10 protein-coding genes are annotated in these 12,171 nt (G+C 46.3%); 2 read left to right on the top strand and 8 right to left on the bottom strand.

Annotated features, from left to right (window positions below; genetic code table 11):
* Window positions 1-824: 824 nt before the first annotated feature.
* From ACZMIG_RS14380 to ACZMIG_RS14345, 8 genes are all read right to left on the bottom strand, one after another.
* Window positions 825-3,569 (bottom strand): T9SS type A sorting domain-containing protein, encoded by a 2,745-nt coding sequence (locus ACZMIG_RS14380; protein WP_021853820.1) that lies wholly within the window; start codon window positions 3,567-3,569, stop codon window positions 825-827.
* Between the two features lie 656 nt (window positions 3,570-4,225).
* Entirely contained in the window at window positions 4,226-4,831 is a 606-nt protein-coding gene (locus tag ACZMIG_RS14375) for a LysO family transporter (protein WP_303054456.1), read from the bottom strand.
* The gene (locus ACZMIG_RS14370) at window positions 4,828-5,100 is read right to left on the bottom strand and encodes a LysO family transporter (protein WP_053397503.1); all 273 of its coding nucleotides are present in this window, start codon (window positions 5,098-5,100) and stop codon (window positions 4,828-4,830) included. The genes ACZMIG_RS14375 and ACZMIG_RS14370 overlap by 4 nt, the downstream gene beginning before the upstream one ends.
* Window positions 5,101-5,111: 11 nt before the next feature.
* A complete protein-coding gene (locus ACZMIG_RS14365; protein WP_418874364.1) occupies window positions 5,112-6,434 on the bottom strand; it encodes an outer membrane beta-barrel protein in 1,323 nt (440 codons plus the stop codon).
* Window positions 6,435-6,437: 3 nt separating this feature from the next.
* Window positions 6,438-7,004, bottom strand: a complete 567-nt coding sequence (locus ACZMIG_RS14360; RefSeq protein ID WP_053397501.1) for an RNA polymerase sigma factor — start codon at window positions 7,002-7,004, stop codon at window positions 6,438-6,440.
* A gap of 82 nt (window positions 7,005-7,086) precedes the next feature.
* A complete protein-coding gene (locus ACZMIG_RS14355) occupies window positions 7,087-7,830 on the bottom strand; it encodes a NigD1/NigD2 family lipoprotein (RefSeq protein ID WP_021853826.1) in 744 nt (247 codons plus the stop codon).
* A gap of 143 nt (window positions 7,831-7,973) precedes the next feature.
* Window positions 7,974-9,035, bottom strand: coding sequence for a DUF4831 family protein (locus ACZMIG_RS14350; RefSeq protein WP_021853827.1), 1,062 nt, complete (start codon window positions 9,033-9,035; stop codon window positions 7,974-7,976).
* A gap of 71 nt (window positions 9,036-9,106) precedes the next feature.
* Window positions 9,107-10,624: a bifunctional ADP-dependent NAD(P)H-hydrate dehydratase/NAD(P)H-hydrate epimerase gene (locus tag ACZMIG_RS14345; RefSeq protein ID WP_021853828.1), complete on the bottom strand. Its 1,518-nt coding sequence runs from the start codon at window positions 10,622-10,624 to the stop codon at window positions 9,107-9,109.
* A gap of 88 nt (window positions 10,625-10,712) precedes the next feature.
* Between ACZMIG_RS14345 and hpt the strand changes: the two genes are divergently transcribed.
* Together hpt and ACZMIG_RS14335 are read left to right on the top strand one after the other, a co-directional pair.
* Window positions 10,713-11,252, top strand: a complete 540-nt coding sequence (hpt, locus tag ACZMIG_RS14340) for a hypoxanthine phosphoribosyltransferase (RefSeq protein ID WP_021853829.1) — start codon at window positions 10,713-10,715, stop codon at window positions 11,250-11,252.
* A 24-nt stretch (window positions 11,253-11,276) separates the two neighbouring features.
* Complete coding sequence (locus ACZMIG_RS14335; RefSeq protein WP_021853830.1) at window positions 11,277-11,849, top strand: adenylate kinase; 573 nt, start codon at window positions 11,277-11,279, stop codon at window positions 11,847-11,849.
* The last annotated feature ends 322 nt before the right edge of the window (window positions 11,850-12,171 follow it).

Here is a 12,171-nt window from a genome sequence, read left to right as displayed (position 1 = left end):
CTGACTTCATGCTGCCCCGCGACTTGCATGTGTTAAGCCTGTAGCTAGCGTTCATCCTGAGCCAGGATCAAACTCTCCACTGTAAAATTTCTTTATAATGTAATCAATACCCGAAGGTAAAGATTAATTTAATCTGCTCTGTAATGTACGCATTTCATTATCCAGTATATGTGAATTGCCATCTTTGCAAGATATGAATCAAGCAATATGGACGGAACCCTACATGTTCTTCCCTTCATGTTTCTTATCAAGAAACGATTGAAGGCCTGTACTGTTTCTGTTGTATATGTAAACTTTTCAAAGAACTCTTTTCTTGTTCGCTATCACTATCGTTGTGAAAGCGAGTGCAAAGATAAGGGGTTTATTTTATTCTCACAAACTTTTTGAGGATTATTTTTCAAAAATATCGATTTTTCCACTCAAAATTGATATAAATCAAGCAAAACAGGATAATCCTTCGTAAAATCTACGAATTTTACACTAATTTTAAAAATTTAGTCTAAAACCCAAAAACAGATAAAAAATTGGAGTTTTATTCATATAAAGAAGATATATTCTTTTTGATTTTCAAATATACCATAATTCATTTTAGCCAAAATCTGTCATTAGACAGCACATTGCATTACCAATTTTGTGCATTCATTCTTTCACTCCGTCTTTTGTTTCTATTGGCATCTTCTTGTTCGCTTTTTCCTGACATACCGAAAATGCGCTCAATATAAAGAAAAATACGATCCAAATCATAATAACAGATTTGGGTTAAATAAAAAATCCGTTATCCGGAGAGACTCCTTCAAACGGATTTTTCTTGATATGTCTGGTTTTTATTTGTTCACCACCTTATAAGACTTGACTTTCTTGCCATCTGTAACCTTTAATATATATATACCCTGTGGCAGCGACTTGAAATCTTTTCCATTTTTCAGCAACACGCCATCCACTGAATATATCTGATAACTTGCAGAAGCGCCATTCTCGATGTCAGCAGGACTTTCTATTGCAGTGGCTGAAGAAGATACGAACAAATTAATGTTGCGAGTCATTGTATACTCTGTCGTACCATCACCACAGAAAACAGGTATAGTGAAAAGTCCGTCGGCATTAATGTCCGGCTCTATGCTGAGCGTACCGTCAGAATTATCCATCACATTCCATCCGTCAGGACACTCATAGCCATAAAATGCCGAATTTTTATCAAAGCCAACAAACAAGGCATTTAAGTCAATCTTACTCTCAACACCAGGAAGAATCTGATAATTTGGTTCAGCCATCCAATTAAGATACTCTTCCAATGCTGTGTAACCTTCGGCATTAAGCGTATTATTATCTTCGAGATTCGGATTTAATCCCTTGGCCTTCTCCCACCAGTCTGGCATACCGTCGCCATCTGTATCAAAATCGGCACCGCGTGTCTCGCCTACTTCAGGGAAATAAACATATCCTTCAGCATCTGTCTCGCGGTCGATAAGTCCCAGTTTACCCGAAACGCTACCCTTTGTACTTGTCGTGCCATTGTATGTCTCGCTTACCATGCGCATGTCGTGCTCATCAAAATAAGGAAGATTGGCTCCGACGTCAGACAGAACCGACTTATAAGCATCCTTTGCATCCTGTATTTCAGCCTTGGAATCGAAGAAGGGCTTGTCTACGAACACCGTCCAATCAACCACCTGTCCCCCAGATGTCTCATATCTGTAAGTTTCGTCAAGCGCATCTTCTGTAACAGATCCGTCCTTATTTATTCTAAGATTGCCTTTAACATAATATGACTGCGAACCTGTGCCGGTGCCTTCAAGCTGTGCACGCAACAAGAAGCGCTGAGTGGTTGCAGGACCCATCTTATAATAGTTATTTACAAAATTACATTCATGTGTTCCGCCGTCTGTGGCACGTCCGCCCCAGTTATATACTACATTATTAAATACGTCATGATGTCCGGCATAACTTCCGGCTCCGTCAAGTCCGCCGCTCAAACTCCAGTTGCGTCCTTCGTTATGAACAAGAAGGTTATGGTGATAAGTGGCAGTGTCGCCACCAATGGTAGCAGCATATCCGTGTGCCGCACCTGGACCATAATTAGGATGATTTGCCACGTTGAGGGCTTCAGAGATAAGAGTGCGCTGCAAGGTGATGTTCTTGGCATTGCGCGAACTGAAAGCCTCGTCGATGGTCCATCCTACAGAGCAGTGGTCCATTATCGCATTATTGTTGCCGGCCATACCAAGACCGTCGAGTCCTTTTGCCTGATCAGCCACATCGTCATTATGATATCCACGGCGCATACGGACGAAGCGTGTGATGCCGTCGCTTGCCACACCGATAGGAGCACCACGGAAAAGGATACCTTTGCCGGGAGCTGTCTGTCCTGCGATGGTAACGTATGGGTCAGAACATGTCAGACGAGACTTAAGATTGATTGTTCCGGAAACATCGAATACTATAGTACGGGGACCGTCAACTTCAGTAAGTCCATATCTGAAAGTGCCTGGAACAGGAGCCTCTTCAGCAGAATAATCTTCAAGAGACGTTACATGATAAACACTTCCGCCACGACCTCCGATAGCATACTTTCCATATCCTTCGGCTCCGGGGAATGCTATGCGGCGCGGACGGAACGACCATACATCACTCGGATAGGCGTTACCTTCGGCATCAATCTCGTCAACACGCCAATAGTATGTATTAAGTGCCGACTCGGCGGCAGAGAGGTTGCTTACTGTGTAAAAGTCATCATTTGTCTCGCCGACCTTCACCAGCTGATCGGCTGATGTGCCCATATATACAACGCTGCTGACTGCTATCGGCGCTTTAGTCCACCTCAGTGTGAGCGAACCGTTGTCTGCATCGACATGATAGTCGAGATTTGCGGGATAAGGATCTAAAGCCGTTGAATTAGGATTCGACTCATCCAGCACAATACCACTGAGGAATATTCCGGAAGTACCATACGTAACACCTGCCTCTGGCTTTGACACAAAACTTACAGTTACGTCAGCACCCTCAACGGCATTAAACGTTATATAAGCCTGTCCGCTGGCAGACGGGCTTTCGGCCCTTGACGACATTATTATATTTTCGGCAACCTTTACGCCATCCACCAGCACGTCAATCGGTGCTACCGAAGAGATATTGCCGTCAGTAACATTGAGATATGCCAACAAGGAGTGGCTGCCGGCTGAAAGTCCCTTAAAGACAAGGTTCATCGTAGCACTCTCCGTTGTAAGCTGAGGAGTGTTGCCGTCGGAATCAAATCCATATACAGCCACACAGTCGCCTACAAGCTTAGAATGCTTGTTCACTCCGTCTTTCCACCAGTTAGATTTCAGAGTTCTGTTTGTAACCGACTGGTCGCCACAGTTGACAACAAGTGTCAGTTTGCGGGTTTCGTCGCCAGGCACTTCAATGTCTGTAAGAGTGTCAGCAACTGCCTTATCTACTGTCCATCCGATATATTTGTCCTCCGTGTCGCGCCCGGGATTAAGCGGAGCGTTATCAAAGTCGATACGCTGTGCCTGCGCTGACAAACTCAACGCACACAAAGAAGCGCCTATTAGCAAATGTTTTTTCATAAGATTAATAAAGTTAATAATTTATATTTATATAATAAGACTTGCTTCATTTTAACGGCGATATAGCCATAATAATAGACAAATCATAAATATAACGATTACGCATAAGTGTTGTAATCACACTTTGGAAAGCAGTTTCATGCTATTAACATTTTTTAAGCCACCAAGTCTTATGAACTATTTTCAACCAATACATCTAAACATTATGCACATATTTTGTGACGATCGGCAAAACAATTTTTTCAAAAAAACTCATCACTCATCACATTGACACGTAACGCAATAATCTTCAATGAGTTACAGCGTGACGAGTTGTTGTACCAACTCATCACGCTGTAAAACCGACTACGCATTTTACGTATATAAAAACAGCAGGATTATGATGATGTGACGAGTTGAGAATTCAACTCATCACACGCTAAAGCATTGACTATTAGCGCATTAAAGGCAATTGTGATAAGTTACGAGTTTCTAAGAAAAACTTTTTATGAATCATGCCGTACACGCAGGAGCAGGCATCTTGCATTGCAATATGTGGCATATCAGCAGGCAATAAGCCGTCAATCAGAATCCAAAAGACCACATATTGCAGCATGCATAACAGGCAAAGTCAGAACATGCACTCTGCCAGTGCGCCACAAGACCAATACATTATATTATATAGAGCAGAAGAATGTCACCAGGAACGGCACACTGAAATCAACCAAGAAACCGTGAAATACAGACAGCATGACAAACTGCTGGCCTGAATAGCGCAATATTATAGGCAAAGTGGTGTCCATCGTCGTGGCTCCACCGGCAGAAATAGGAGCAAGTTTTCCGAAGAACTTAACCAGCAAAGGAGCACAAAGGAGCGCTATAAGTTCACGCGAGATATTAGCAAGGAGAGCCACCGTGCCCAGCTCAGCTCCACGATATTCCGTAATGAATATGCTTGACAATGAATAATAGGCGAACCCCGAACCGACAGCAAGACAGTCGGTAAAGCCGTGGCGCGGAAACAGGAATGAAGCTGCAGCGGTGCCTGCTAGGGTGCCTACAATGGTCATAAGAGGCAGAAGCATAAGCCGCGGATTGACCGAACGTATGCTGGCGAATATCTTAGAGTCGCTGCCTACGCTGACACCTACAAAAAACATCAGGCCGCACAAAGCACCAAAGCTGACGCTGCTATTGCCCACCAACGAGTCAGGGAGTATGTCGTTCAGGCCGAAGACAATACCCAGCACAAAAAAGCCGACGATAATAAGACTGTCTCTCATCGCTCACCGCTCCTTTCTGCATAACGCCATAAAGCCCATGCCAGAACGGCACTGCCCAACGTGCCTGCCACTGCAAGGACAAAAGCCTCGACGCCAAGCGACTTCAAATTACGTATTATCTCGGGGTTTGCTCCCACCTCTACTCCTAGCAGAAACAGAAGCACCCATATAAGGAACATTACAACGCGGGGCAAAAACGCCATGCGGCGGTTACGCAGCAAGCGCCCTAAAAGCATGCCTGAAAGCATGACCAAAATAACTGTAAACATTATGTCTGCAACTATCTTATAGTAAACCTAAGACCTAAATTAAGATTAAAGTTAAACGGCTTGTCCTTATATATGTTAGACACGCTGCTGCCGTTATCGAAATAATAACTTACACCCGGCTCCACATACAGACCCAGAAGGTTGCTGAAGTTGTACTGCACACCTGCGGCAGCATTCACCGACCACTGCGGCCTGCTGTCTTTCATGTCGGTCTCAGTGCGCTTCATTATTGTCTGGTCTGAAACATACTCCGTGCTCGAACGGCCTGAAACGCAAAACTCGGCCATGGTGCCGGCAGAGGCATAAACCTCGAGGAAGTCAGTCTTCCAGATATCATAGTTAACACCCAAAGGTATACCTACATAATGAAGTTTCTGCTCTGTGCGGAATCCGCCTTCATCATCACCTGAAGCAATGTCAGACGACAAATAAGAATAGCTCATACCGGTCTCCACGCCAAGTCTGTCAAGCAACTTGAAACGCACAGACATACCGAGTCTGACCGGCTGGCGGTGCTTAACCTTCACCTCGTTCTCCTCTGTCTCGGCGGCTCTGAGGTTGTCGTTCATAGATGTAAGCATGACAAAATCCTTGTTCAAAACCGGATCAACGTAAGCGTTCATCTGCTGCTGAGACATCATGCCGCCATTAGAAGTGCCTCCAATAGACATGAAGTTGGCACCATATACGCCTACCGACACGCTTGAGTCATGACGCTTGTGCGAACTGACAGCCAGCAGATCATCATTGTCTGCACGATAAGGCGACTGTCTGCGGCCTGAAGGCTGATGTCTCACTACAGACACCTCCTTCTTTGCAGTTTCAGCAGCTTTGTTTTCTTTATCAGCGGCCACACCGGCATCAGCCACGAGGTTTTCGTCAGCAGTCTCTACCCTTACGCTGTCTACGGCAGCACGCTCTTTTGCTCTCTCAACTACAGCTGCCACTCCGGCCTTTAGCCTAGACAGCGCGGGCTGTACGGCATCGCCGGCTTCATCTGTAGACGCAGATTCATAAGCAACATTATCTGAAGACTTTGCGGCAGAAACGTCAGCCGACTTGTGAGACGCACTGCCCACAGACGCCAGCTCAGTAGGTGCAGGCTGACTATACTTAACCAGACCGACAACCAAGGCGGCACAAACGGCAGCTGCGGCAGACCATCGCCCCCAGAGAGGAACGATGCGTGCCCGGCGCTTGCCTGTGCTACTGTCTACGGCATCAGCACCTGCCTCGGCCATGGCAGACTCAATATCATCCCACAAGCCTTCCGGAACGGGAGCCTTTCTGTCGTCAAATCGTTTTCTGAGATCTTCTATCCATTGTTTTTCCATGACCTAATCATTTTTATGTGCTGTTTTATATTCTTTAATACGTTTTGCAAGCAGGGCCTTTGCCCTGGAGAACTGAGATGCCGACGAGCTTTCGCCAATGTTAAGCATACGTGCAATCTCTTTATGACTTTTGTTTTCAAACACATAGAGGTTGAAAACCATTCGATAACCAGGAGGGAGAGACAAAATCATCTTATTGATTACATCATCCGGCACGCCTTCTACTTCAGGTTCGTCGGCCGTGTCGGGCACATTCTCGCCATATTCAATAAAACTGTAAGTGGCGCTTTTTCTTATAAACTTCAACGACTCGTTGACCGTTATCCTTGCCATCCATGCCTTCAACGAACCGTCGCCGCGATACTCGAATGTAGAGAGCGACATAAAAATCTTGATAAAGCACTCCTGCAAGACATCCTTGCGGTCGTTTTCGTCTGCGATATAGCGACCACACACGGCAGACAAATATTCTGCATATCTGTCATAAAGGAATTTCATTGCACCCCGGTCTTTCTTAACTACCATTTCGACGAGGTCGTTCTCTTTATATCTGCCGTAGTTTTTTGTCATTCTTTAATATCGAAAAGGCCTGCGCCAAAACACTCGGCGGGGCCTTTTCTGAAATATAATCAACAAACAATAATAATCCGGATTACTTAACACGCGATGAATATGCCGGCTTTTCGGCTATATTCGTGCTTCCGGCAGCCTTACGGCTGCAATAGTCGAACTGTATTGACTTCTCGCCGCTGAACGACTTATATTTCAATGTCAGTTTCACGGTCTTGCCTTCTGTGTCAGGCAGGTCGCTCAGGCGGAAAGCCACAAGGGCATCGCCCCATACTCCGTTGACATCGCCAAAGGCATTGTGACGGAACTCAACCTCATACGGGTCATCGGGATTAACTCCGGTGAACAGGTTGACGAAGTGTGCCACTCCATTGTTGCCCCAACGTGTGCGGAAACGCAGAGTGAGGTATCCGTCTTCGGCAATGTTTACCCAGTCTTTTACAATCTCTATCGGATCTTCACCATATTCAGCCTCGCCTTCTTCACCCGGATAAGGCACACCCTTCTTTGTCAGTATGCTGTCCATCCAGTTTATCTCTACCGACTTGGTATAGTCAGAGTTGACAGGCTTCACCTCTGTAAAGCATACCAGCGCCCTTACCTCCTTGTCGCCGTAAGGCGAAGTCTTCATGTTTGTGGGGAACAGCGTGGTGCTGTCGTCCAACTGAAGGTAAAAACCGTTGTCGCTTACGGGCTTCACCGTAACAAGCGCGTTGGGATAAGGCGGATAATACCAATAAACATCGTTGTCGTTGTCACAAGAGGTGATTGTGAAAACCGACATCATGGCCAACGCTATCACTGTAAAGAATTTCATTGCTTTCATAACATATTTATTATTTATCTTACACCAATGAAATCATCAAAGTGCATTTTACTTGCGTACCGTCAAATGTTTTTAAATTTTATTCACATTTTCAGGAATGAAAGCGGGCCATGATGCAGGAAATATGGCTAGGAAATGCCTAATTACTTCTTAATATTCTCTATCTCTATGCTCTCAAGGCTGCCTGTAACAGGATTGAGAACAATGCTCGTAAGCAGTTTCTTGTCGAAAAGTCCTTCGTCAAGAGCCACCACCTGACCAAACTGAGCGGCATAAAGCTCGTATGCAGCCCATTGTTCGGTGCCCTTAAACAGAGTAACCTTTATCTTTCCCGGAAGATTTACATAAAATCCGCCATTGTCCTTGGCCTTCTTCGTGCTGAGCAGATTTTCCTGAACAGACGGCATGATATGCTTGTCTTCAACACTTACATAATATGGATTGCCGCCAAGGTCGTCGGCATCGGTTATGCCCATCCACTTCGAGAAGCGGAACAGCAGCTGGCGGTCGGTTTCCTTGTTAGGCACAAACACAATCTCGGTTTCAATAGTGTCCTTAACGGTAACACCCGTAAAGAGCTGCATAAGTCCGCTCTCCTGCTCGTCAAGGTTGCGCATCATTATCTTGAGCTGCTCGCCGTCCTTAGGCATAAAGTCGGCCTGTCCCTTGCTCAGCAGGCTGCGGCTGTCGCGTATGTCATAAATCTCAAGAGCGCAAAGCTCAGCCATCTTGGCCGAACTGCCTGCCGAGAGAACATCCTCGTTCATATAGTCGCGCGGATTTAGCGGTGCAGGCTTCGGCGCAGGCTTAAACGGCACACGCTCCTTTATCTGCTTCGGCTCTGCATTTATGGCAAGCAGCACACCGTTATCGTCGAGTTCAAGCGTCTGTATATTATGTTTAGAGTCGACCGGAGCCACATAAAACTTAGACGTGTCGCGCTCGCCTTCAGAGTTAATGTCAAGTCCCAACATGCGGTAGGTAACAGATGGCTGCATGCTGACATTTCTCACCTTCATATATTTTTCGGCATAAACGGCAAACTCGCCCGGCGTATAGGATGTCTTTTCCATCTTCACCGTAAAGCGCAACTCGGTACGTGGAAGATAATACCCGGTTCCCTCTGCCACGTTCTTACCTTTCTGGGCAGATGCGGCATGAAGTCCCATTGTAAAAAGCAATGCACATGTTATCAGCTTCTTCATAATATCTCATTATTTTCGGTTCTAACTTATAATATATGGAAAAGGCAACGGCCATAAGGCCTGTTGCCGGTTTAATCTTCCAGACGGCGGAATGCCTGTGGCAGATATCTGATGATGTCGCCTGCCACCATACTCTCCATTCCTATCTCTTTCGCAGCGAGGTCGCCGGCAAGTCCGTGCAGATACATTCCCAGCATACATGCGTCAGCCTGCCTGTAGCCACGCGCCAAGAGTCCTGTTATTATACCGGTCAGCACGTCGCCGCTTCCGGCTGTTGCCATTCCGGCATTTCCCGTAGAGTTGAAAACGATGTTTCCGTCAGGCATACACAAGGCTGAATTGTGGCCTTTGAGTATGATATAAGCCTGCAGGTGCTCTGCCATGTCGCGGGCATTGCTCAGGCGCTCATAGCTGTCGTTGAACCTGTTGCCCGACAAGCGCTCAAACTCTCTTGGATGCGGAGTCATTATTATGCCCTTGGGCAACTGCTGCAGCCATGCCCTGTGGCTTGCAAGGATGTTCAGGCCGTCGGCATCAACCACAACAGGAATCTGCGCACGGCGCACCTGACTGATAAATGCTATAGCTGCGCCTTCCTGCATGCCCAGTCCGGGTCCGATGCCTAATGCATCATAGTCAGCTGTCTCAACCGACTCTGAGAAGAAGGTTTCTTCCTTGTCGACATGCATTATGGCTTCGGGAACAGACATCTGCAGTATGTCGTTGTTGCGTCTTGGCGTGCAGACGGTCACTTTACCCACACCGCTGCGCAGGCATGCCTTTGTGGCAAGCACGGCGGCTCCGGCCATGCCATAGCTGCCGGCTACGATGAGCGCATGGCCCATATCGCCCTTATGCGCAAAACAGTCACGATGCAGCAGGCGCGGTCTGAGGTCGTTCTCCTCAAGAATGCGATAATGTGATGTCATCTGCTCCATGCCTTCCTTGCTCAGCCTTATGTCGAGCATGCGAAGCTTGCCGATAAACTGTTGGTTCTCGGCAAAAAGGAACGACAACTTTATGTTTTGCAGTGTCAGCGTAAGGTCAGCCTTTATGATGTTTGCCCTTACGTTATAGGTGTTGTCCTCAGTCATCAGTCCTGACGGTACGTCGATGCTCACCACCGTAGCAGCCGACTGATTGATGTACTTGACAAGCGAGGCAAAGCCTCCGGCCAGCGGCTTGTTGAGCCCCGAACCGAACAGGCCGTCGATGACAAGCATGTTCTTTTCGAGTTTCGGAGGGTCAAACTCGTTCACCACCTCGTCAAACTTTCTTACAGCCCTGCATTCAATAAGCCTCTGCTTGTTGGTCTTGCAGTCTTCAGACAAGTTGCCGTTGATGTTGAACAGATAAACGCTTACATCATATTTCTGCTCAGCAAGCATCCTCGACACGGCAAGGGCGTCGCCTCCGTTGTTGCCCGGTCCGGCAAAAACAATCACCGGCATACCATTGCTCCAAGTTTCGGTAATGGCATGCGTTATCGATTTAGCCGCACGCTCCATCAAATCTATCGATTTAACGGGTTCGTGCTCTATTGTATATTTGTCAAGCTCACGAATCTGAGCACCTGTAAAAATCTTCATCAGTGCAAAAATACAAAATTAATGCCAATCGCTTATTAATGTTTGATATATTTTTAGTAATTTTGTGCCAAAATATAAAAAAAGCACTATGGACCCAATAACAATCCATGACAAAAAATTCAAGATTTCTTATCCCGAAGCCGAGATTATGAAGCGCGTCAAGGCGGTTGCAGACCGCATAAACAAAGACATGAAGGATAAGAACCCGCTGTTTCTGGCCGTGCTCAACGGCTCGTTTGTTTTCGCAGCCGACCTTATGCGGCTCATAACCATTCCGTGTGAGATTTCCTTCGTGAAGCTGGCCTCATATCAGGGCACAATGTCTACAGGAAAAATCAAGGAGGTTATAGGCATCAACGAGGACATCTCTGGCAGAACAGTAATAATCCTTGAAGACATTGTTGAGAGCGGACTGACAATGAAACGCATGATAGACTCGCTCGGAACGCGCAACCCCGAGTCGGTGCATATCTGCACACTCCTGCTCAAGCCCGAAAAACTTACGGTTGATCTGAACATCGAATATGCCGCAATGGAGATTCCTAATGACTTCATCGTTGGCTACGGACTCGACTACAACCAGCAGGGACGCAACCTGCGCGACATATATACTCTGGTGGAAGAGTAAGACAAAATAACATAAAGTAAAAAGATGAAAAATATTGTAATTTTCGGTGCGCCCGGTTCAGGAAAGGGCACACAAAGCGATCTTATGATTAAGAAGTACGGATTTGGCCACATCTCAACAGGCGACGTACTGCGTAACGAAATCAAGAACGAGACAGAACTGGGAAAAACTGCCAAACAATACATCGACAAAGGACAGCTTATTCCTGACGAACTGATGGTAAGCATCCTTGCAAGCGTTTACGACAGCTTCGGAAAAGAGCACAAGGGTGTCATCTTCGACGGCTTCCCCCGCACAATACCGCAGGCAGAGGCTCTGAAGAGCATGCTCAACGAGCGCGGACACAAAATTGCAGCTATGATAGAGCTCGACGTTCCCGAGGACGAACTGATGACACGCCTCATCAAACGCGGTCAGGAGAGCGGACGCTCTGACGACAACGAGGAGACAATAAAGAAGCGTCTCGACGTTTATCACAACCAGACAGCTCCGCTGATTGAATGGTACTCAAAAGAGAACCTTCATCACCACATCAACGGTCTTGGCGAACTCGACCGCATCTTCGGTGACATCTGCAATGTTATCGACAATCTGTAAATACGTAAGACATATTTATAATGTAAGAGGCTAAGGGAGCGTTGCTCCGTCTTAGCCTCTTATTTTATTGTTATTCCCATTGTACAAAAGCGCATCTCCAAAGAAAGCAAGAACAAGACACAGCAGCTGGAAACAGCGTTCATTTCTGCCAACGGTAGACAGGCAGAGGTCCATGTAGATAATGATGGTCCATCGTCTGACTTTCTGTGTGACAAACAGAAAAACGGAATAGAAAATAAAAACATTCAAAGTGTGTTATGGCAAAAGCTTTAACGATACAATATTAACCATAGCTTACTATACATACGCCCCATTATGAGAA

Source organism: Xylanibacter sp. (assembly GCF_057607445.1).
This window is presented reverse-complemented; position numbering and strand designations above follow the sequence as displayed.